This window comes from Streptomyces sp. NBC_00582 (genome assembly GCF_036345155.1).
GTDB lineage: Bacteria > Actinomycetota > Actinomycetes > Streptomycetales > Streptomycetaceae > Streptomyces.
Window position 1 is genome coordinate 2604624 of sequence record NZ_CP107772.1, and the last position, 21182, is coordinate 2625805.

The following is a 21182-nucleotide window of genomic DNA, read 5'->3' on the forward strand; positions in this document are numbered from 1 at the left end:
GGCTACGGGTAGACACCGAGCTCGTAGTGGGACACCCCGGCGAACACGGTCACGGTGCCGTCGTCGTGCATCTCGCCCCAGGGGCGCTCCGGGAGTGAGATGTCCAGGAAGCTGCCGGAGCAGCCCTCGCAGCAGTCGAAATGGTCCTGCCACGCTGTCACGTCCGCTTCGGTGCTTGGGTTGCGCATCGTATGGACGTCGTGACCGCTGCACTCGTCGTTCGGGCACGGTGCGCCGTGGCCACAGTCCGCGGTGCCGCACGGGCAGGGACGGTCGCACCCGGCCGGTTCCCAGTCCTGGGTGATCACGGCGCGTTCTCGGGGTGACTTCCGATCCGCTGTCAGGGCTGCCACGACGTCCTGCCGGGACGCCCCGGTCGCTTTCTGCACGGCGTCCGTGAGCGCGACCACGTTGCCGAGGTCGGGATCAGTGCCCGAAAGCCATACGGTCGGTGAGCCGGACGAGTCGGCCTCGTTGCGGTACAGCCTCGCGAAGAACGAACGCGTCCCCGTGTCGTATCCCCAGTCGCTGCCCCGCTCCCAGCCGCGAAGCGGCAGAGCGAGGGTGAAGTCCTCGACGATTCGCTGCCCTTGTGGCACGTAGAGCGCGGTCATACGGTGCCAGCGGCAATGCGCCAGATCGCCGTGGGCGATGGCGGTGCAGGCGTCGTTGAGGGCCGGATTCCCTCGGCAGCGCCGCTTGGTGCGATGGTCACGGCAATACGTCTGCGTCGCCTCGATGAGCTGGTCGCACTGCCGTCCCCCCGTGTCGCTGGGTGCCATACAGCGCTGGCGGTGCGCGGCGGCGGGGTGGCGATTGGCCGGCGTGCCGTCGGCCCGCTGCTGTTCGATCTCGCGGTGGATCCGGGCCACGCTCTCATTGCGCGCCGCGCCCTGCATCGGGTAGACGGTGCCTTTCGTCGTCAGCAGGTTCGTGAGGGTGTCCGGGGCGAGTTGCGGCTCCAGCAGCAGCCGCAGACCGTCCTCGCTGACCGGGTACTCCACCGCTTCACCCGACGGGAGGACGCTGCGCAGGCGCCGGCTGGTGACCAGTTCGAGCCACAGCTCCAGCATCAGTTCGCAGTCATCAGAAATGGGCTGGAAGAACCAGCGCTCCTCCGCGTCATGGATGGCGCGGATGCCGCGGTGGGCCTCGGTCCGGGACGCTGTCTTCGCCCGTTTCCGCAGTCCCTGGGCGCCCGCCAAGGTGGTGAGGTCCAGACGCGCCGCACGAGATGCGCCGCCGCCGACCACATGACGGGCGGCATACAGCGTGTCCACCGTCTTCGCGGCCAGCACGCCGACGTCCACCACGTCGCCGTAGGTCCGCAGGCATCGGTAGTCGCCGTCGAAGAGATTGTGGCCGATGATCAGGTCGACGTCTCCGGCCGCGGCACGGAGGTCCGACAGATTCTGATCTCGGAAGGTGTGAAAGGCTACTTGCTGCCAGAATTCCTGTCCCGGCATGTCGGCGGCGTCCTGTCTCTCCATCACCAAGAAGCCGACGACGTCGATATCCCAGCGCTCGGGCAGGCTCCGGCCCGCTACCCGCGCATAGTCCACATCCAGCACTCCCACCGTGCGGGGAGATCCTGAGGGCAGCCGCCGTACCGCAGGCGTGCGATAAACGGGCGCGTGGCCATACCTGTCGGCGTCCACGACGCTCGGGTCCGGCGCCACAATCGGAGTCCATGCCTCCAAGTCCTCCGCGCTGGCATAAGCGCCGTCACTTCCTCCGGGCGTACACACCGAGTGCGCCACATAGGAGGCGAACCCCCGTCGCCGCAGATCCAACGCACCTGGGTCATCGGCGAGTTGGCTCTCGGAAAACACCCACAGGTAGACCGGAACGGCCAGGTCGGACCGCAGGTACCACCCCGCTTGGAGCGGCGCCCGAGGGAAATCGACCTGCGGGACGAAATCGGATGAGTATCCGTCGGGAGGCTGCGCCCTGAACTCCAAGAGTGGCTGGCCAGACTCCCGCCCTGCGTCGATCAACGCCTGAAAGGTCCACCCGCGCGACGGCACTCGCGGGCCACCGAGCTTGATCACGGAGGGCAGTTGCTCGTGCGGGGCAACCTCCCCGGTGCGCCGGGCCCGCGACGACGGCTTCTTCTTCCTCTTCTTCGGCATGCGCCGGACAGTAGCCACCCCCTCTGACAACGGCCGCGCCCCAAGGCGACCTATCCGACGGCCCGTTGATCTTCCCGGCGTCGGACGAGGACCGCGATCATCGCGGTGACGGCTTTCGGTAGCCCGGTGAGCCGAGTACGCAGGCGTGTCATAGAAAACATCGTCGGGGCATGGCGCGGCCGGGGCATGAGTCGCGGTACTCAGCTGTGGTACGCAGGAAACCCATGGGCCGGTGGGTTCCGCGTCCCGGCCGCGCACCGGTCAGACGACCCGGTGCAGGGCCTGTCCGCCCCGGAACTCGACACCGGCGTAGGTCTCCCGGGCCGGGACCTTCGCCGCGAACCACGCGCCCGGCAGCCGGTAGCGCTGGCTGTCCCAGTCCGACGCCTTCGGGCTGGCATCCGTGCCACCAACAGGATCCGGAAAGGCTGTGTGACGCCGCCTCCAGTTGCTTACAGCAGCACGACCGACCCTGGCGAGCCGTGCAATGCCTGCAGGGCTGAGCGTGACCGGCTCGTCGTGCTGCTGCTTGGTCTCTCGCCTTAAAGATCGCCTGGCAAGTGACCTGTTCTAGCCACGATGCCACGCAAGGGTCCCCTGCTGTGGGGTTGTTGCGGCACTTGGGCAATCTCACGGGGCCAGACTCCACGAGACTGCGAGCGAATCGCAGACGCTCCACCAGGGTTGGGCACATGACCTGCGTCATCTCTGCTTCTGAGACCGCGTCCCACGGTACGAGGTGTCGGCCCGTGCCGTGGGACGCATCCAGCGGCCGGTTACGGGGTGAGCCGGTTTGGCCCACGGAAGAGGAAGCTGGCCTCGCGGATGGACTCCAGGCCGAGCATCACCATCAGCACCCGTCCGAGGCCCATGCCCAGGCCGCCGTGCGGCGGGCACCCGTACCGGAACGCGTTCAGGTAGTCCTGCATCGGCTCGGGGCTCATGCCCTTCTCGGCGGCCTGCTTCAGCAGCACCTCGTAGCGGTGCTCGCGCTGCGCGCCGGTGGTGACCTCCAGGCCCTTCCACAGTAGGTCGAAGCTCAGGGTCACGCTCGGGTCGTCGACCGGCCGCATGTGGTAAAAGGGCCGGATACTCACCGGATAGTGCGTGATGAACACGAACTCGTGCCCCGTGGCCTCCTGGATATGGGCGCTGATGCTCCGCTCGCCCTCCGGGTCCAGGTCCTCCTTGATTCCCTCCGGGTCCCAGCCGCCCTTGCGCAGGATGTCGTGCGCCTCGGCCATGGTGATGCGGGGGAACGGCGTCTCGGGGACAGTGATCTCCACGCCGAACTGTTCCTGGACGGCCTCGCCGTGGGCGTCGGCGACCTTGGCGATCGCGTGGGCGAGCATCCGCTCCTCGAACACCATGACGTCCTCGACACCGTCGATCCACGCCAGCTCGACGTCGACGCCAGTGAACTCGGTGGAGTGCCGGGAGGTGAACGACGGCTCGGCACGGAAAACGGGGCCGATCTCGAAGACCTTGTCGATCCCGGCCGCGATCGCCATCTGCTTGTAGAACTGGGGCGACTGCGCCAGGTAGGCGCTGCGGCCGAAGTAGCCGAGCTTGAAGACTTCAGCGCCGGACTCCGAGGCGGTGCCCATGAGCTTGGGGGTGTGCATCTCGGTGGCGCCCTGCGCGTAGGCGTACTCGCGCATCCCCTGCTCCAGGGTGGTCTGCACGGCGAACATCAGCTGGGTGGCGGGACGGCGGCGCACGTCCAGGAAGCGCCAGTCCAGCCGGTGCTCGATCCCGGTGTGCTCGTCGATCGGCAGCGGTGTGGCGGCCTGGTTCAGCACCTGGATCGTCTCAGGGACAACTTCGAGGCCGCCGAGCTTGACCTGGGCGGCGTCCACGACGCGGCCGGTGATCTTGACGGCGGACTCGGGGGTGAGGGCTTCGAGCTGGGCCTCCAGCGGCCCACTGTCACGCCTGTGGGTGACTTGCACCAGACCGGTGCTGTCCCGTACGACGACGAACTGCATCTTGCTCTGCAGGCGAAGGGTGTTTACCCATCCGCAGACGGTTACGGTGCGGCCGACGTGTTCTCGCAGGTCGGAGACGTGTACGTGGCTTTGGATCATTGCGGTCCTCCGAAGGACATCGTCATGATCCCTTGGGAGTGCGGGCGAGAAGGGCAACTCGCGGTACCACCGCACTTTCGCCGCCACCTGCCGGTGACAGCCTCATTCGGGCCCGGTGACGGGGGCCGGCCGGCGGGGCATTGGGACACCCAGGGGCGCCGTTTCTCCCCGCGCTCGGGAGGGTCTTCACCTTGGGGCGCGAGACCGCCTTCACAGCTTCCGGCGGCTCTCTCGGCTCGCGAGATCCCTGGCTACTCGTCTCCGTCAACGCGTTGCCCGGAAGGATATGGATCTCACGGGTGCCGCCGCAACCAAGAACGGCGACCCCCCGCAATGGGAACTGGCCCTGTCTCGGGGAAGTCCAGTGAGCAACCAACCCCAAAAGGAGCGGCACTGAAGATGCGGTGGATCTCGATCTATTTGACCACCGGCGTGATCTTTCCCGTCCACCGTCCCAGCCGCGGAGCCCCGCGCTCACTGAGCAGAAACGTCAGAAGCTCCCTGGTCATCTTCGCCACCCCTAACGCCTCATCAAGAATCCCGTAAGGCGTGCGTCACGTGCGTCCCTCCGACACCCACGCCGCAGCCGCCCGTCGCTGCACCGCACGGGCATAGGCCGCTGGCGTCGGAGCACACGCGACATAGCCTGCAGCGACCCCTGCGACCACGAATCCGATCAACCAACCACGACTCTATGGAGGCCAGCCCCCTGGGCCAGTACGCACCCCTGCGGTCACTCATGGGCAGAATCCGCAAGTTGGTTGACAAGACCATTCTTCTCCATGGCCGCGTGGACACCGCTTCTACGCTGGCGGTCATGCGCGAAGTCGAATACCGAAGCAGTGGCGTTCCGCTGGAAGAATATGAACTCACCCGCGGGGACCACCGCCGTCAGAAGCAGAGCGAGGAGATCAGCGAGTCGGTTCGGCGTCAGGTCGAGGAGGACAACGCCAAATGCCGGGCGGACCCGGCGAGGGCGGAGCGTCGCCGCCAGGCGTTCGAGAATGCCGCGAAGCTGATGCAGTCCTTCAAGAAGGAAGACCACGAGATCATGCGGTGGCGTGTCCGGTTGTACTGCGGCCACATCATCGAGACCGAGGCGCACTACACGTACACCGACCCCATCTCCGCCGGGTCATACGGCAGGCAATGCTCTGAGTGCGGGGAAGACCGGCAAACAATCGTGGCCTTCGAACCCATCGGACTGCGTTGCGAGCCACCGGAAGCAACACAACCTCCACCTCCGCCGCCCCCGAAGAAGCCGACACGAGCCGACCTCGAACGACGCGTTAAGACCCTGGAGAAGGAGAACGAACGCTTGCGCGCGAAGCTCAGTGGCTGAAAGCTGCGACTGCAGGGACCGGGCTGACTCGCCAGCAGCTCACGGAGGCTGAGCTGACGGCAACAGCGAAGATCGCCGCCCGCACGGGCACCCAGTTCGCCCGTACCGTGGCGGCTCATCGCTCCCTTCGGCAAAGACTCCACCGCGCACCGGTCAGTGTTGCGCGCCATCGCCGCGTAGACACGGTTGCCTTCAGCCCCTGCTCGTTCGAGCGAATTGTTTCGAACCACCCGTCGCTGACAAACGGAACTGACAACATGCCGCGGTGGTACGTCAACCTCGAGTCGAAGGCGGGTCATTGAAACGACGGGTCAATGAGCGGCAGCTGTCGGTGTTGCAGTGGGTGGGAGCCGGGTGCCCTGCCGCCGTCTGGGAGACCAGCTCCTACAAGACCACTTGCCAGGCACTGCAGAACCGGGGCCTGGTCACGATCTCCCGGAAGGGCGGGCAGTGGAGTGTCGCCCTGACAAGCGTCGGCCAGCACTATCTGGCGCACGGCACGTACCCTCCCCGCGGTTCACGCTCTCAGACGACCCAGGCCGCCACTCCGCAACCCCCGTCTATCCGCGCGAAGGAAGCTCCGGCCTCCGTGCGAAAGCCAAGCTCTCCCCCGCAGCCTCGCGTGACGTTCACGGAGCAGCTGCTGCAAGAGCTCGCGGAGGCGGGCGGCCGGATCGTCAAGAACGGAAGCGGGCCGGATTCCGTAAACTGGCCGTCCCGTATCGCCGCTGCCCGCAGGTCCGGAAGGATCCCGGAGACGAAGGAGCTGTACGGGGGCTGGTGCCGTGACGGGTACGAGATCAAGCTCGTCGACATCCCCGCCTGGCGTCTTGCCGTCCTCGAACCCGTCCCCGTGCCATCGCGGCTGGTGCGGCCGCACCCCGTGGTCCGGTCCATGCAGAACGAACGTCAGCCGCTGGGCCTGACCAAGCCCGTCCAAGGGCGTGCTCTCCGACTCATCCAGGCGCTGATCGCCGCCGCCGAGAACGACGGACACTCCAGTTCGGCAGGACAGACTGGCTTCGCACCCCCGTCTCATCGCCGGCGCAGGGCATCTCCCCACTTCACCATCACCGCACAGGGACAGACCGTGGGGTTCCTCGTCCTCCAGGAGCAGGACCGGACGGAGCACGTCGCCACCGAGAAGGAACTCACCGAGGCGAAGAAGTACTCCTGGGTCAGGATCCCCCGCTTCGACTACACCCCGTCCGAGCGTCTCCGCTTCGTCCTTAGCGGTGGCCAACCGCACCGGGCGAGCGAATGGGCCGACACTCTCGGACGCTCCCTCGAAGAGCAGCTCGCCGAGATCGCCCAGGAGGTCACCCTCCGCGGCGAAGCCGCAGAACGCAGACGTCTCGACGAGATCGAAGCGGCACGCCAGAAGCGCGTGCGCTGGGAAGCTGCCATGGAGGGGGCTCGCGTCCGGTACGCGGAGGCGTACCGCGTCAGGCGCCTCGAAGCCCAGGAAGCGGCATGGCGCCATGCCACCCGACTGACCGAATATTTGAGCGCCGTGCGCACGCGAATCGAGGCCATGCCGCCGGGGGAGGCGAGAACCGAAGCCGCAGCATGGATCAGCTGGGCAGCGGACACCGTGGAGCGTCTCGACCCCCTGGAAACTCCGCCCCAGTTGCCCGATATCCCCGAGCCGCGAGCCGACGACCTGAAGCCCTTCCTCGGGCACTGGAGCCCCTACGGCCCCTGACGCGCCGCCCGCCCGACGGCCCGCCCGGCGTCACAGCGAATTGCAGGCGAGGCGTTCAGCCCCGAGCGCATCCGTGTCACCTGGAACGGTCCCGCGAGCGTCCAGGACGTCGCCCGGGTGTTCGGCATGCCGAGATCAAAGGGCTACGACCTTGTGCGTCGCGGGGAGTTCCCCTGCAGTGTGCTGCCGATCGGCCGCACAGCCCGTGCCGTCGCCGCCTCGCTCCTCCGCGTCCTCGAGAGCGGCGAGCCGACAGCCCCGCCGGACCAGACCGACGGGGATTCGTCGTGCTGTCAGGTGTCACGCGCGAATCACAGACCCCGTGGACACCCTCCGGCACAGGATCCCGAAACTGGACATACATGTCCGCATAGGACTGGATGGACGGCCCTGGACAGCTTCTACGACATGTGCCATGTGGTACCCAGTGAGGGACCCAAGATCAGGACCGGAGCGTCTTCTGGCCCGTCAAAGCGGTATTGCAGGGTGTTCGGGGGTGTCTCACTCACGCCCCAGACCCTCTCACGTCTCACGGACGCCCCTATAACGCGGGTGTGCGGGCAACCGGTCTGACCAGGTTGAACACCTCGCGGGCGGCATATCGCTTGAGGCATCGGATGATCTCGCGTCGGGTCTTGCCTTCCTGGGTGCGGCGTTCGTAGTACGCCTGGGTGCGCGGGTCGTGACGCAGGCGGGTGAAGACGATGCGGTGCAGGGCCGCGTTCGCCTGGCGGTCGCCGCCGTAGTTGAGCCGGCGTGTGCTCCGCCGACCCGAGGAGTACTCGATGGGGCTGACTCCGCAAAGGGCAGCAAAGGACGCCTCGGTGTTCAGCCGGTCGGGGTTGTCTCCCATGGTGATCAGGAGCGTGACAGCGCTGTCCGGGCCGATGCCCACGGGTTCGAGTAACTGTGGGGCGTGGCGTTCCACGAGCCGGGTCAGACGTTGGTTCAGCTCGTCGATCTGAGCGGTGAGCTGTTCGATGCGCTCGGCGAGCATGCGCAACGTCAGGTGGGTGGCCTGGGCCACCGGGTCCTCGTCTCCCCCACCGTCGGGTAGGCCGAGGCGCGCGCAGGTGCGGAACAGCTCGGCATTGCCGAGGCTCGACAGCCGTTCCCGCAGGGCGGGATCGGCTATGACCAGGACGGCCTTGAGCTGGTTGATCGCCTGGGTGCGGGCCTTGACCGCGGAGTCCTTGGCGAGCTTGAACAACCGGGCACTATGCACCGGACCGTCGCCGGACTTGGCCCGGGCCCCGGCCCGGCCACTGAGCACAGCCCGCGCGGCGGCCTGCGCATCGAGCGGGTCCGACTTTCCCAACAGACGGCGGGCCGAGCGGTCGGGCCGGTTCACCTCGTACACCTCGACCTGCTGCGCCAGCAGGTAGCGGGACAGGCCCGCTCCGAAGGTGCCGGTGCCCTCCACACCGGCCCGACGCACCGTCCCCCGCTTACGGGCCCAGGTGAGCAGCTGCCGGTAGCCGGCCGCCGTCGCCGGAAAGGACTCAGTCCCCAAGATCTTCCCGAGCGGGGAGATCGCAGCGGCGACATGCACATCGCCGTGCGTGTCCACGCCCAGGACGACCTCGCGCCGAACGGGAGGGTCTGTGCTCGAGGAGGTGCTGCGCTTTCTGGTCGTCATGATGGTTCGCCTCCCACGTGATGACGTGCTGCTGGATGGATGGCACCGGCCCGCTCGGACGGTCTGAACCGTGATGGCGCCTGGTACGCGGCAAGGCCCCTATTGGGACACGTCCTGTGGCTCGGTACCGGCAGCGCCATCCCGCATCGGCAGTCGACAAGCCTGTGACTGGACACTTCGGTCATAGATCTCATGAGTCAGACCCCCGCCCGGGACGGCGTCGCGCAACCGTCCCATCGACCCCGGCGCATCGGCACCTCCCGACCACAGCCGGAAAGCTTCGCCCGAACCAGTGCCAAACGCGGCCGAAGCAGGCTGAGAACGAGTCGACTCCCCGCCCAGTCATGACCGGCAATGACTGACCGCCCGGTCCTTGCCGGACAGTCTCGACCGGGTGGCCATGTCCGTCGGAGGAGGGCGGCAAATCCGTCGACGGTTCCGGGTCCATGCCGTTGGTATAGCCGCTGGTTGCAAGGTGCGTCTGCAAGGTGGTGTGGGTGTCGCGCAGCCACGTGAGTCTGCGGTCGACGGGGGTGGGGTCGGTCAACTGGTGCCAGCAGAAGCGGTGCTGCACGACGCCGACGGCAGCCCGGTGGGAGAAGGTGGTCACGCCCGGGGCCGGTCGTTGGCAGCGCCGCCGAGGACGTCGATGAGCAGTCCGCTGGCCCCGCTCGGAAACCCCCGCCGCAGGACAGCACCTGCCTACTGTTCTCCGTCTAATCGACTTCCAGCCACGTCAGCCCCCTCGTTCGGACGAATCGACTCGAAGCGCCCGTCGCCGACGAAAAGAACTGACACCATGCCGCCGCCGTAAGTCACTTCAAGTCGAAGGCGGACCATTGGAACGGCGGGTCAATGAGCGGCAGCTCTCGGTGTTGCAGTGGGTGCAAGCCGGGTGCCCTGCCGGTTTATGGGAGACCAGCTGGCTTCCACGGATAATCAGGCCCTCAATGCCGGGGACCGCGGCCCAGGACATCAGCCATTCCCGGGCGAGGGTCACATCGCCGGTTTCCGGGCACAGCGTCCGCGGGTCGGCCAGGTGGTGTTGGGCGAACACCGTATCCAATCGCGCCCGGCACTCGGCGTATTGCCTCAGCAACAGTTCGTGACCGTCGATCTGGAGGGCATCGAACACGACGAAGTGGGCCGGCATCTGCTCAGCAAGCCGGGCGGCAGTCCGGCCGTGGGAGGCCGCGCGTCGTTGCAGGGCCTCGAAGGACAGGTGCTCACCGGCCCACACCAGCAGTTCTCCACCGAGGATCAGGCCGCTGGGAAGCTCGGCCGCGGCGTGCACGAGGTCGGGGAATCGGACCTGGATCAGTGCCCCGCGCCGGGACTGGATCAGGACGGGTCCAGGCGCCGGGCCGGGGGTGAACACGAGGGCTCTGCAGCCGTCCTTCTCCAGACTTTGCCGTGCTCATGAGACATGGGCCCGTTGAAACGACTGGGGCTGCGAGTACGGCGGTGGGAGTGGATACGGCAGGGCCTCGTCGAGTCCCGGGACCAGACGGCAGCGCCGCGAGGCGGACGCCGGGTCGATTCGTCTCTGTGTACGTAGAGCTTGACCACCGCGCATGACCTCGCGCAGATTGACGCCTTCTGTGACAGTTCCCAAGCTGGAGACGGGGCCGGTGGAAGGAGCCGTGATCGTGAGCGGTGGGCAGAGTGGACTTCCCCGGCTGCTGACCGCAGCGGAGAGGGCGGCACCGGTGGACGCCGTCGCGGTGGTCGCTGAGGACCTGCGGCGGCGGTTCGGGGCCACGCAGGTGTCCTTCCTCATCGTGGACCTGACGGGAAAGGCGGTGGCACGCCTGACCACGGCCGCCGGCGCGGAGGGTGGGCGGGAAGCGGAGCGGATTCCCATGTTCGGCAGCGTCTACGAGCAGGTGATCCGTACCCAGCGGCTGTATCAGGAGGCGACCGGCCAGGGACAGCGGGTGATCGTGCCGGTCACCAACCGGGGCGACGCCATCGGGCTGCTGGAACTGCTCCTGCCCGCCGGCCCCGGCGACGACGTCCTTGACGAGGTCGGTGAAGCCGCCCACATCCTGGCCTACGTCGTGATCGCCAACGGACGCTTCACCGACCTCTACACCTGGGGCAAACGCTCCAGGCCCCCCACGTTGGCGGCTGAAATCCAGTACCAGCTGCTGCCCCCGTCACTGTCGTGCGAGGCTGCGCAGTTCACCTTGTGCGGGAGCTTGGAGCCCTCGGAAGACCTCAGCGGCGACACCTTCGACTACGCGCTGGACCGCGACACCCTGCACGTGTCGGTGACCGACCCCATGGGCCACGACATCGATTCCGCCCTGGCCGCCACCGTACTGGTGGGCGCCCTGCGCGGCGCCCGTCGTGCAGGTGTCGGCCTGGCCGAGCAGGCCCAGCGGGCCGACCAGGCCCTGGCCGATCACGGCCACGGTCACGCCACCGGGCAACTGCTGCGCATCAACCTCCACACCGGTCGCGCCCAGCTCGTCAACGCCGGCCACCCCTGGCCACTACGCATGCGCGACGGGACTGCGGAAGCGATCACCTGCGAGGTGGACCACCCCTTCGGGCTGCCCGTGTCCGTGCCCCACCCCTACCGTGTTCAGGACCTCGATCTGCGCCCCGGTGACCGTCTGCTCATGGTGACCGATGGCATGCTCGAACGTCATGGGGAGAAGGTCGACCTGCTCGCCCTGCTGAAGCGCACCCGGGATCTGCACCCGCGGGAGGCGGCGCTGACGCTGACGTCCGCGGTCCGGGATGCCGCCGGGGGCCGGCTCGCAGATGATGCCACCGTGATGTGCCTGGACTGGCACGGCCCCCAGGAGACCCTGCGACACGTCAGCTCCGGCGCGGACACTGAGCAGGCTTCAGCCGGCCGCACGAAGCAGTAGCCGTTGACCAGGGCGCTGTGCTGGACGGTCCCACTCGGCCAGTGCATGGCTCTCGCGCCTCGCCCCTTCATGCGCAAGCCTGAGTTCTCATATTGCTTAGGGGCTGTAGGCGGCTCCGGCGGCCGTCGTTCTTCAGACTTCGACATGTCTCATGAGACACATAGCACCCCGAGAGAGGGCCCCCATCCGTCAGGCAAGGTGACGCTTCCCCGGTGCCGGTAGCGAAGATGCCGTGAGCCCCGAATGGTCCCAGAGAATGCCCTGGGCGACTCCAACGACGGAATCGGCCGACGGGCGTGTGGTCGCAAGGTGGCGGTGGTGAGGAAGGCGTCTTTGGCGGGGCTGGTGGTCCGTGGGGAGTACCGGGCCTGCAGGGGTGCGTAAAGAGGTGGGTCGAGGGCGACGATGCGTACGGCGCCGCCGGGGGCGGGGCCTGGGGGTGTGGTGACGAAGGCGAGACGGTCGGTGCCGATGACGGCGGTGACCGGTGGGGTGCCCTGGAGGGGGGTGCGTTCGGTACGGGGTTCGAAGCCGGCCGCGCGGCAGTGGCCGATGAGCAGGTCGGTGTAGCCGGAGTGGCCAGGCTGGCCCCAGACGATGAAGTGCTGGTCGGCGAGATCGGACAGAGACACTGACGTGCGTGCGGCGAGGGGGTGGTCCGCGGCGACCGCGATGTTGAAGGGCTGGTGGCCCAGGGTGGTGCGGGCCAGGCCGTGCGGCGGGGTCAGTGCACGGCACAGTCCGATGTCGAGGTCTCCAGCCAAAAGGGCATCGGTCAGCTCGGCCGGCTAGCGCTGGTTGACCTCGGTAGCCAGGTGGGGGTGGACGGCACCTACTTGCCGCAGCAGAGCAATGACCTCCTCCCCGGTGACGGCCGGGGTGTGGCCCAGGCGCAGCATCTCCTTCTCGCCGCGGCCGATGCGGCGGGCACGCACCTCCCACACCGCGTCCCCACGGACGATGAACTGATGCTCCCCAACGACCCTTTCGTGCACTCGACCGACAGGCGTGCCTGCGCCTGCTCGCCAAGGTGCCGGTCGGCCGCGTGGTCTACACCCGCCAGGCACTGCCCGCGGTCCTGCCCATCAACTTCTCCCTGGACATGGACGCCTCCATCCTGCTGCGCACCTCACCGGACTCGGACCTGGTACGCGCCATCGACGGCGTCGTGGTCGCCTTCGAAGCGGACGAGTTCGATGCAACGGCCCGGTCCGGCCAGAGGGATAGTGGACAGGCGCGCGCCGAAGGTCCCGTGTGTCGTCAGCACTTGTGACACACGGGCCGGAGGTCAACCGTCAGAGCTGCGTGCCCGGTCGCGCGGTTCGGTCGTTGCGTCCCGGTCGGTTGTCGCGGTCCAGCTGGAGAGGAGGTTGAGGGCGTCGTGTCCGGGGGTTCCGGGTTCGGCGCTGAAGGCGGTGAGGGTCAGGCCGGGGTCTGCGGGCAGGGGCATCGCTTCGAAGGGGAGGGTGAGGTCGCCGACGACGGGGTGGTGGAAGTTCTTGGTGCCGGTGTGGTGGAGGCGGACGTTGTGCGCGGCCCACAGGGTGCGGAACTCCTCGCTGCGGGTGGCGAGTTCACCGACGAGTTCGGTCAAGGCCCGGTCGTAGGGGTCCCGGCCTGCCTCGGTACGCAGCAGGGCCACCGTGGTGTGGGCGGACTCTTCCCAGTCGGGGTAGAAGTCGCGGGCGCGGGGGTTGAGGAAGCGGAAGCGGGCCAGGTTGACCGGCCGGGTGGGGCCGTCGAAGACGGGTGCGTACAGGGCCCGGCCGAGCCGGTTGGAGGCGACGATGTCCAGTCGGCCGTTGCGTACGTAGGCGGCCGCGTCGGTCATGGAGTCCAGCAGGTGCTGGATGCCGGGCCGGATCTGTTGGCGGGCGGGGCGGCGGCGGGTGCGGGGGCCGGTGTTCGCGGTGCGGGCCAGGTCGAACAGGTGGGCGCGTTCGGCCTCGTCGAGCTGCAGGGCGCGGGCGAGGGCTTCCAGGACGCTCTCTGAGACGCCGGAGAGGTTGCCGCGTTCCAGGCGGGCGTAGTACTCGACGCTGACGCCGGCAAGCAGGGCGACCTCCTCGCGGCGCAGTCCGGCGACGCGCCGGTGGCCGCTATGGGCGGGCAGCCCGGCCTGCTGCGGAGTGATCTTGGCTCGCCGCGAGATCAGGAACTCGCGGACCTCGCTGCGGTTGTCCATGTTTTCCAAGGCTAGGCCGGGCGGGGACGGCGTGGGGTGCCCTGTCAGTACACGGAACAGCGTGCACTCCCTCACCGTGTCGATGAGCTGTTTCCTGGTGGGTGTCGAGGGACCGCAGGCGTGTGCGGTCCTCAGCTCCTAGCGCGGCACGAAGGCAGGAACGATGACTCAGGAGACGCAGAGCAAGCAGCCGTCGGGCGCCCGGGCACTGCTCGGTGACGTCGCACCGAAGCTGGTGGAGCTGACCGATGAGGTCCTGTTCGGGGACGTGTGGGAGCGTGCGGAGCTGTCCCCGCGCGACCGCAGCCTGGTGACCGTCACGGCCCTGGCGGCGCTGTACCGCACCGACCAGCTCGGTTTCCATCTGCGCCGGGCTCTGGAGAACGGGCTCAGCCAGGAGGAGCTGGCCGAGGCACTGACCCACCTGGCGTTCTACGCCGGCTGGCCCACTGCGATGAGCGCCGTCTCCCAGCTGAAGACCATCGTCGAAGAAGCCGGTCCGGCCGCCTGACACACGTACCCCACCCCTTTCGCCCACCGGGCGGGCCGCGCCCGTGACCTGCGCGGCATGTACACCGACATGGGAGATGCAGATGGAGATCGTGAAGCAGCCCTCGACCATGAAGCTGCCCGATCAGTGGTTCACCGGCGACGCCTGGGCGGATGTGATCTACCGGGGCGAGGGAGAGTCCCGGGCGAGGGCGAACATGGTCCGCTTCGCGCCCGGCGCCCGCACCGCCTGGCACAGCCACGGCCTGGGGCAGGCCCTGTACATCGTCGAGGGCATCGCGCTGATCCAGTCCCGTGGCGGGCAGATCATCGAGGCGCACCCCGGGGAGGTCGTGTGGACCCCGGCCGGGGAGGAGCACTGGCACGGCGCTGCCCCCGACCGGTTCATGGCCCACGTCGCGCTGTGGGAGGGCGACGACGTGGACTGGCTGGAGCACGTCACCGACGCCGAATACTCCGGTCCGCGCATCCGTCCCTGACCCACGGCCGCGCGACACCCCGGTCTGGTCGGGAGCCGGTCCGCCACCACGGCCCTGTGGCTGCCGGACCAGCCAGAATGCTGAAGGGGAAACCCGCATCATGACCCAGCACAACCCCACGCTCACCCTGAACAACGGCGTCGAGATGCCGGCCCTGGGCCTGGGCGTGTACCAGAGTTCGCCCGAGGAGACCGCCGAGGCGGTGCACACCGCCCTGCGCACCGGATACCGGCTCATCGACACCGCCGCGGCCTACTTCAACGAGGAGCAGGTCGGCGAGGGCATCCGCCGCTCGGGCGTGGACCGCGAAGAAGCGTTCGTCACGACCAAGCTGTGGATCAGTGACTACGGATACGAGCCGGCCCTGCGCGCCTTCGATGCCAGCCTGCGCCGTCTCGGCCTGGACTACATCGATCTGTACCTGCTGCACTGGCCGGTGCCCTCGGACCTCGATGCCGCCGTCGCCTCCTACCAGGCGGCGCAGAAGCTGCTGGCCGAGGGGCGGGCGCGCGCCATCGGTGTGTGCAACCACAGTCCGCAGCACCTGGCCACCCTCGTGGAGCGCACCGAGGTGGTGCCGGCCGTCAACCAGGTCGAGCTGCACCCGTACTTCACCCAGCGAGCCGTCCGTGAAGCCGGCGCCCGGCACGGCACCATCACCCAGTCCTGGTCTCCGATTGGCGGCGTGAACGTGTACGCCACCACCGACGCGGAGAAAGCCAGGAACGTGCTTCAGGACCCGGTCATCCGTGACCTCGTCGAAACGCACGGCAGGACTGCCGCGCAAATCGTGCTGCGTTGGCACCTGCAGAACGGCCTGTCCGCCATCCTCAAGTCGGTTCACGCCAACCGGATCAAGGAGAACTTCGACGTCTTCGACTTCTCCCTCTCCGCATCTGAGATGGCAGCGATCGACGGCCTCGACACCGGCGTGCGCGGCGGCCCCGACCCCGAACAGGTCGACACCGAGATGTTCCCCCTCACCGTCGAGAACTGACAGTCGCCCGTGGCCGTATACGGGCTGGCACCCGGAAAGAACCCGCTTCCCCCTGACCAGCAGCCTCCTGGATGGCGCCGCCGAGGCCCGCGCCTGCGGCACCTTCCATGGCCCGAGCACCCCGCCTGGAAACTCCACACCATGACCACCAGTCCAAGCGTGTCGCCGATCATCGCCGGTGCCGCACGGTCGCGCGCCCAGGCCGGCGCAACGCTCGCCGCCGCCGTGCTCGCCTTCTTCGTGATCACTTTCGACGCCGTGGTCGTCAACGTCGCGCTGCCTTCGATCCGGGGCGACCTCGGCGGCGGCATCACCGGCCTGCAGTGGGTGGTGGACGGGTACACCCTGATGTTCGCCGCGTTGCTGCTGTCCGCCGGCTCGCTGACCGACCGTATCGGTGCGCGCCGCGCGCTCGCCACCGGGGTCGCTGTGTTCGCGGTCGCCTCGGCGGCCTGCGGGCTCGCCCCCGGCCTGGGCGTGCTGGTGGCTGCCCGATTCGTCCAGGGCTCGGCGGCCGCGGTGATGATGCCGGCCTCCATGGCTCTGATCGGCCAGGCTTACCCGGATGAACGGCGGCGGGCGCACGCGGTGGCGATCTGGGCGATGGGCGGTGCGGTGGCGTCCTCCTCCGGCCCGGTCCTGGGCGGGCTGCTGACCGGGCTGTCGTGGCGTTGGATCTTCTTCATCAACCTGCCCGTCGGGGCGGTGGCGCTGGTGCTGCTCGCCCGCGCAGCCCGCTCGCCGCACCGGCGCGTCCCCTTCGACTGGACCGGCCAGGTCACCGCGGTCGCGGCGATGGGCGGCCTGACCTACGGGGAGATCGAGGCCGGTGCCGACGGCTTCGGCGCCCCCCGGGTCATGACCGCCTTCGCGGTGGCCGTCGTGGCGCTCGCCGCGTTCCTGGCGGCCCAAGCGCGCGGCAGTCATCCGATGATGCCGCTGGACCTGTTCCGCTCGCGCACGGTGACCATCAGCGTCGGGGTCGGTTTCGCGTTCATCGTCGGCTACTACGGGCTGCCGTTCGTGATCAGCCTGTACCTGCAGCAGATGCGGGGCCTGTCCGCCCTGGCCACCGGTGCGGCCTTCCTGCCCATGATGCTGATCGGTGCCGTGCTCACCCCGTTCAGCGCACGCCTCGCGGAGCGGATCGGTGCGCGCACTCTCGTCACCGCGGGCCTGGCCCTGATGAGCGCCGGGCTGGTGATCCTCGCCCTCACCCCCGCCTCCACACCCGTGTGGGCGATCGCCGCGCTGATGGTTCTGATCGGACTGGCCGGACCGCTGGTGATGCCCCCGGTCACCGCCGTGCTGCTCAACGCCGTACCGGCCCACCGCGCGGGGGTCGCCAGCGGCGTGTTCAACACCAGCCGGCAGATCGGCGGCGCCCTGGCTGTCGCCGTCTTCGGCGCTCTCCTGGCTCAACCGGCCGGCTTCCACACCGGCATGCGCGTCAGCCTGCTCATCGCCGCGGCCGTAGCCCTCGCGGCCGCGACCATCAGCCCGGCCCTGACGCCGGCGTCACGTCCGTGAATCCCGCGGCCCCTCACCGGCACCTACCAGAAGGGAGACCACCCATGACCACGTGGACCAGCGACGAACTGGACAGGATCGCCGCCGCGGACGAACTGCGGATCGCACCGCTGCGCGGCGACGGCAGCCCGCGCCCGCCTGTACCCATCTGGGTCGTCAGGGACGGCGACAGCCTGTATGTGCGCTCCTACCGGGGCCCGGACGGCGCGTGGTACCGGGCCGCCCGAGCCAGCCACCGCGCCCGCATCACCGCCGGAGGTGTCGGGAAGGACGTCACCCTGTCCGAGGAGAGCGATCCCGGCGTCAACGACCGGCTCGACGCGGCCTACCGCACCAAGTACGGCCGCTACGGCGGCACCTACGTGACCCCCATGGTCGCCGGCCCGGCCCGGGCCACCACTCTCCAGCTCCTGCCGAGATGAGGAAGGCGCTGGTTGCCCGGCCGGATCTCGGGCAACGCCGTCTCGGCGTACCGACACCGTGAGCGAGAAGTGCACCTCCCATTGGTGCGCCATGGAGCGGTGGATGTGGTGGAGAACCGCGGCTATTCGCGGATCTGCCAGCGCGACGGCGGTTTTCCGGGCCTCCTCCCGGACGTCCGGAACAGGCGGGGTGGCAGAACGGCGGCACCCGAGCCGGGTCGCGGCTCACTCCGTGCATGGCGCCGTGCGGCGCGAAGGCGACGTCTTCCGCGGTCAACGGCTCGCGGACCCGCCGGGCGGGAGAAACCGGCAGCGGCCCCGTCGCACGGTGTGAAAGCCCTCGCCCGCGTAGGCCCCGAACCGGTTGCCCCACTCACCGTCTCGCCGGATCTGGCCGGGCCGCGCCCGACCAGGCCACACCGTGCGGGCTGGCCGGCCCGCTTGCTAACGGGCGACGTAGCCGCCGTCCACCGGCAGCGCGACGCCGACGACGAAGCCGGCGCCGGGGCTGCACAGCCACAGGACGGCTGGGGCGATCTCCTCGGCGGTGCCGAGGCGGTTGATGGGCTGGTTCGCTTCGGCCTCGGCGCGGTCGAGTTCCCCCTTGGCGATCATGTCGCTGACCATGGGGGTGTCGATGGTGCCGGGGCAGACGGCGTTGATCCGGATGCCGCGCGGGGCGTACTCGAGGGCGGCGCTGGTGGTCAGGCCGATGACCCCGTGCTTGGAGGCGTGGTAGGAGGCGCGCCCGGGCAGGCCGACCAGCCCCCCGAGCGAAGAGCAGTTCACGATGGCGCCGCTGCCCTGCGTGCGCATGTGCCGCAGCTCGTGCTTCATGCAGGCCCACACGCCGCGCAGGTTGATGGCATTGACGCGGTCGAACCGTTCGGCGGGCTCGTCGGCCGCGTCGCTCGGCGGGATCTGGATGCCGGCGTTGTTGTAGGCCATGTCCAGGCGGCCGAAGGTCTCCACAGTACGGTCGACCGCGGCGGCGACCTGGTCCTCGTCGGTGACGTCGCAGGGCAGGCCGAGAACCTGGTGCCCGGCTGCGGCGAGTTCGTCTGTCGCTGTCTTCAGCGCGCCCGCGTCGAGGTCGGTGAGGGTGACCGCGGCACCGGAGGCGGCGAAGGCACGGGCCGCGGCCAGGCCCATTCCGGAGGCGGCGCCGGTGACGAAGGCGACCTGGCCGGTGAAGTCGTAGGTGGGATTCATCGGAACTCCTTGCGGGGTGAAGTGCGCATCGAGCGGTGTGACCGCTGAACGACGAGTGCCTACCTGGTGGTGACGGCGGCGGCGTGTCCAACGGCCAGAGCACCGCGGTGACAACCCAGAAACGAGCTGAGCGCCATTCCACGAATGAAGGGGGAAGCCGGGCTGCCTTCGGCTGCCCGCACCCTGCTGCGCCGCTGGTCTCCGGGGTGGGACTTTGCGGCCGGCAAGACGCGGATGGGGATCAGCACCGGGACGGCACCTGTGCGGTGTCGGCTGCGTCTGCGGAGGCGGGGGCGGTGCTCTGGGCCACGATCCGTGCCGGGTTGCGGGGGCCGCTGAGGGCCAGGGCGATGAGCGGCATGAGGGTGAGGGCGGCGGAGACGGTGCCGACCAGGGCCGGGCCGGTCAGGCCGAGGGAGGTGTCGAGGGCCTGGCCCGCCAGGGCTGAGCCGGCGGCGATGCCGGTGTTGTAGGCGGAGGTGGTCAACGCCGAGGTGAGGGTGGGGGCGTCGCCTGCGAAGCGGACGGCGAGGGAGGTGACGACGGGGTTGACGGTGAACCCGGCCAGAGCCATGACGAAGACCAGGGAGACGGCGGTGACGGGCCTCGTCGACAGAGGGATCATCAGGAGCAGCGCCAGGGCGGTGACCGCCGCCGCGGTGATGGTGGTGGCCATCGGGCGGCGGTCGCCGAGCCGGCCGCCGATGGCGGTGCCGCCCAGGGCGCCGAGGCCGAAGACGATCAGGACGAGCGGGACGGCCCCGGCGGGAATGCCGACGCGGTCGGTCAACAGCGGGGTGATGTAGGTGTAGGTCGCCAGGACACCGCCCATGATCAGGACGGCGGCGGCCAGGGCCAGCCACAGCCGCCCCTGCCGCAGGGCACGGACCTCGGCCCGCACCGACACCTCGGCCCGCTGCTCCGTCCGGGGAATGAACCGGCCGACGAACACGGCGGCCAGGGTGGCGAGGACGGCCAGCGCCCAGTAGGGGCCCCGCCAGCCGGTGTAGTGGCCGACGAAGGAACCGATCGGCACGCCGACGACGTTGGCCAGGGTCAGGCCGCCCATCATGACGCCGACCGCCCAGGTGGCCCGCGCGGGCCCCGCGGCAGCGGTGGCGATGACGAACCCGACGGCCCAGAACGCGCCGGTGGCCAGCGCGGTCACGAACCGGGCGGCCAGGACGATCGTGAAGGAGGAGCTCACGGCCGCGACGACGTGACCGAGGGCGAAGACCCCCAGGGCCAGGACGAGGGTCAGGCGCCTGGGCAGGCGCAGTGTGGCCAGGGCCATGGCCGGCCCGCCGACGATCATGCCGACGGCGAAGGTGGTGATCAGCAGACCGGCGTGGGAGACGCCGACGCCGAGGTCACCGGCGATCTGCGGCAGGAGCCCGGCGACGACGAACTCGGTGGTGCCCATCAGGAATGTGCCGGCGGCGAGCACCCAGACGACGAAGGGCAGCTTGCTCATGGGGGTGTCGGCTGCGGAAGGCATGCAGGTACTTCTCTTCTTCTCAGGTGTCGAGCTCAGGAGTCGGCTTCGATGGTGATGCGGTCGGCGCCGCCGAGCTGATCGGCGCTGACGTCGAGGTGGCCGAGGATGAGCAGGTCGGCGGAGGGGGCAGGACCGTTGCGGTAGAAGAGGGCCAGGTTGCCCCAGGGCGCGTAGTGGGCGATGTCGCCGACCTTGGCCGCGGCCGGTGCGGGAGCGCCGGAGGTGTCCAGCTTGCGCGGCAGGTCGGCGATCCGCTCCGTGCTGTGGAAGTCCTCCAGGTCCAGGGTCAGCGGGAGCAGCCTGGCGAAGTCGCGGGCGGCGGGGCTGTCGTTCAAGGTGGCATCGACGCGGTGGCCGTCGAGGGTGACCCGGATGTTCATGGCGCTGCTCCTGTCGGAGGGGGATGATGCGGCCGAGGGTGCCGCCTCATGCCGCCCCGGGGAGGAAGCGGCGGAGGTGGGCGTGGCGTGGGGGGAGCCGCTGGAGCAGGCGGTCAGGGCCAGCAGCACCGTGGCCGCCGGAGCGACGCGGATGAGCCGGCGGCGGATGGCGGAGTTCATAC

General features: G+C 69.1%; 18 protein-coding genes and 1 pseudogene. 9 read left to right on the forward strand and 10 right to left on the reverse strand.

Going from position 1 to position 21182, the window contains the following annotated elements; genetic code table 11:
* Positions 1 to 2: 2 nt before the first annotated feature.
* Positions 3 to 2132 carry a hypothetical protein gene (locus tag OG852_RS11290; protein WP_330347853.1) on the reverse strand — a complete coding sequence of 710 codons (2130 nt, stop codon included), beginning with the start codon at positions 2130 to 2132 and terminating at the stop codon, positions 3 to 5.
* A 776-nt stretch (positions 2133 to 2908) separates the two neighbouring features.
* A complete protein-coding gene (aspS, locus tag OG852_RS11295; protein ID WP_330347854.1) occupies positions 2909 to 4219 on the reverse strand; it encodes an aspartate--tRNA(Asn) ligase in 1311 nt (436 codons plus the stop codon).
* A 757-nt stretch (positions 4220 to 4976) separates the two neighbouring features.
* On the opposite strand from aspS, the gene OG852_RS11300 reads away from it, so the two are divergent.
* Positions 4977 to 5561 carry a hypothetical protein gene (locus OG852_RS11300; protein WP_330347855.1) on the forward strand — a complete coding sequence of 195 codons (585 nt, stop codon included), beginning with the start codon at positions 4977 to 4979 and terminating at the stop codon, positions 5559 to 5561.
* Positions 5562 to 6183: 622 nt separating this feature from the next.
* Positions 6184 to 7266, forward strand: coding sequence for a hypothetical protein (locus OG852_RS11305; protein ID WP_330347856.1), 1083 nt, complete (start codon positions 6184 to 6186; stop codon positions 7264 to 7266).
* A gap of 541 nt (positions 7267 to 7807) precedes the next feature.
* On the opposite strand, the gene OG852_RS11310 is transcribed toward OG852_RS11305, so the two are convergent.
* Both OG852_RS11310 and OG852_RS11315 read right to left on the reverse strand, forming a co-directional pair.
* Complete coding sequence (locus OG852_RS11310; RefSeq protein WP_330347857.1) at positions 7808 to 8905, reverse strand: IS110 family transposase; 1098 nt, start codon at positions 8903 to 8905, stop codon at positions 7808 to 7810.
* 820 nt (positions 8906 to 9725) lie between these two features.
* On the reverse strand, positions 9726 to 10310 hold the full coding sequence (locus OG852_RS11315; RefSeq protein ID WP_330351431.1) for an ATP-dependent DNA ligase: 585 nt from the start codon (positions 10308 to 10310) through the stop codon (positions 9726 to 9728).
* Between the two features lie 244 nt (positions 10311 to 10554).
* Here OG852_RS11315 and OG852_RS11320 point away from each other — a divergent pair, with 244 nt between their 5' ends.
* Positions 10555 to 11787: a PP2C family protein-serine/threonine phosphatase gene (locus tag OG852_RS11320; protein ID WP_330347858.1), complete on the forward strand. Its 1233-nt coding sequence runs from the start codon at positions 10555 to 10557 to the stop codon at positions 11785 to 11787.
* Positions 11788 to 11936: 149 nt separating this feature from the next.
* Here the strand turns inward: OG852_RS11320 and OG852_RS11325 are convergent, their stop codons facing one another.
* Complete coding sequence (locus tag OG852_RS11325; RefSeq protein WP_330351432.1) at positions 11937 to 12566, reverse strand: LysR family substrate-binding domain-containing protein; 630 nt, start codon at positions 12564 to 12566, stop codon at positions 11937 to 11939.
* A 9-nt stretch (positions 12567 to 12575) separates the two neighbouring features.
* Entirely contained in the window at positions 12576 to 12722 is a 147-nt protein-coding gene (locus tag OG852_RS11330; protein WP_330347859.1) for a hypothetical protein, read from the reverse strand.
* Between the two features lie 77 nt (positions 12723 to 12799).
* On the opposite strand from OG852_RS11330, the pseudogene OG852_RS11335 reads away from it, so the two are divergent.
* Positions 12800 to 13003, forward strand: a pseudogene (locus OG852_RS11335) (pyridoxamine 5'-phosphate oxidase family protein); the annotation flags it as partial.
* Positions 13004 to 13075: 72 nt separating this feature from the next.
* Here OG852_RS11335 and OG852_RS11340 read toward each other — a convergent pair.
* Complete coding sequence (locus tag OG852_RS11340; RefSeq protein ID WP_330347860.1) at positions 13076 to 13972, reverse strand: helix-turn-helix transcriptional regulator; 897 nt, start codon at positions 13970 to 13972, stop codon at positions 13076 to 13078.
* Between the two features lie 163 nt (positions 13973 to 14135).
* Here OG852_RS11340 and OG852_RS11345 point away from each other — a divergent pair, with 163 nt between their 5' ends.
* From OG852_RS11345 to OG852_RS11365, 5 genes are all read left to right on the forward strand, one after another.
* Complete coding sequence (locus OG852_RS11345) at positions 14136 to 14483, forward strand: carboxymuconolactone decarboxylase family protein (RefSeq protein ID WP_330347861.1); 348 nt, start codon at positions 14136 to 14138, stop codon at positions 14481 to 14483.
* An 82-nt stretch (positions 14484 to 14565) separates the two neighbouring features.
* Positions 14566 to 14961, forward strand: coding sequence for a (R)-mandelonitrile lyase (locus OG852_RS11350; RefSeq protein WP_330347862.1), 396 nt, complete (start codon positions 14566 to 14568; stop codon positions 14959 to 14961).
* A gap of 100 nt (positions 14962 to 15061) precedes the next feature.
* A complete protein-coding gene (locus tag OG852_RS11355; protein WP_330347863.1) occupies positions 15062 to 15958 on the forward strand; it encodes an aldo/keto reductase in 897 nt (298 codons plus the stop codon).
* A gap of 141 nt (positions 15959 to 16099) precedes the next feature.
* Positions 16100 to 17488: an MFS transporter gene (locus tag OG852_RS11360; RefSeq protein ID WP_330347864.1), complete on the forward strand. Its 1389-nt coding sequence runs from the start codon at positions 16100 to 16102 to the stop codon at positions 17486 to 17488.
* 44 nt (positions 17489 to 17532) lie between these two features.
* Positions 17533 to 17910 carry a DUF2255 family protein gene (locus OG852_RS11365; protein WP_330347865.1) on the forward strand — a complete coding sequence of 126 codons (378 nt, stop codon included), beginning with the start codon at positions 17533 to 17535 and terminating at the stop codon, positions 17908 to 17910.
* 444 nt (positions 17911 to 18354) lie between these two features.
* Here the strand turns inward: OG852_RS11365 and OG852_RS11370 are convergent, their stop codons facing one another.
* From OG852_RS11370 to OG852_RS11380, 3 genes are all read right to left on the reverse strand, one after another.
* The gene (locus OG852_RS11370) at positions 18355 to 19122 is read right to left on the reverse strand and encodes an SDR family NAD(P)-dependent oxidoreductase (protein ID WP_330347866.1); all 768 of its coding nucleotides are present in this window, start codon (positions 19120 to 19122) and stop codon (positions 18355 to 18357) included.
* 241 nt (positions 19123 to 19363) lie between these two features.
* A complete protein-coding gene (locus OG852_RS11375; RefSeq protein WP_330347867.1) occupies positions 19364 to 20620 on the reverse strand; it encodes an MFS transporter in 1257 nt (418 codons plus the stop codon).
* 32 nt (positions 20621 to 20652) lie between these two features.
* A complete protein-coding gene (locus tag OG852_RS11380) occupies positions 20653 to 21180 on the reverse strand; it encodes a cyclophilin-like fold protein (protein WP_330347868.1) in 528 nt (175 codons plus the stop codon).
* Between the last annotated feature and the right edge of the window lie 2 nt (positions 21181 to 21182).

What these genes read in the sequence shown, in the direction of transcription:
- OG852_RS11290 (WP_330347853.1), bottom strand. Translation starts at nt 2,132, where the DNA reads ATGCCGAAGAAGAGGAAGAAGAAGCCGTCGTCGCGGGCCCGGCGCACC.
- aspS (WP_330347854.1), bottom strand. Translation starts at nt 4,219, where the DNA reads ATGATCCAAAGCCACGTACACGTCTCCGACCTGCGAGAACACGTCGGC.
- OG852_RS11310 (WP_330347857.1), bottom strand. Translation starts at nt 8,905, where the DNA reads ATGACGACCAGAAAGCGCAGCACCTCCTCGAGCACAGACCCTCCCGTT.
- OG852_RS11340 (WP_330347860.1), bottom strand. Translation starts at nt 13,972, where the DNA reads ATGGACAACCGCAGCGAGGTCCGCGAGTTCCTGATCTCGCGGCGAGCC.
- OG852_RS11345 (WP_330347861.1), top strand. Translation starts at nt 14,136, where the DNA reads ATGACTCAGGAGACGCAGAGCAAGCAGCCGTCGGGCGCCCGGGCACTG.
- OG852_RS11350 (WP_330347862.1), top strand. Translation starts at nt 14,566, where the DNA reads ATGGAGATCGTGAAGCAGCCCTCGACCATGAAGCTGCCCGATCAGTGG.
- OG852_RS11355 (WP_330347863.1), top strand. Translation starts at nt 15,062, where the DNA reads ATGACCCAGCACAACCCCACGCTCACCCTGAACAACGGCGTCGAGATG.
- OG852_RS11360 (WP_330347864.1), top strand. Translation starts at nt 16,100, where the DNA reads ATGACCACCAGTCCAAGCGTGTCGCCGATCATCGCCGGTGCCGCACGG.
- OG852_RS11365 (WP_330347865.1), top strand. Translation starts at nt 17,533, where the DNA reads ATGACCACGTGGACCAGCGACGAACTGGACAGGATCGCCGCCGCGGAC.
- OG852_RS11370 (WP_330347866.1), bottom strand. Translation starts at nt 19,122, where the DNA reads ATGAATCCCACCTACGACTTCACCGGCCAGGTCGCCTTCGTCACCGGC.
- OG852_RS11375 (WP_330347867.1), bottom strand. Translation starts at nt 20,620, where the DNA reads ATGCCTTCCGCAGCCGACACCCCCATGAGCAAGCTGCCCTTCGTCGTC.
- OG852_RS11380 (WP_330347868.1), bottom strand. Translation starts at nt 21,180, where the DNA reads ATGAACTCCGCCATCCGCCGCCGGCTCATCCGCGTCGCTCCGGCGGCC.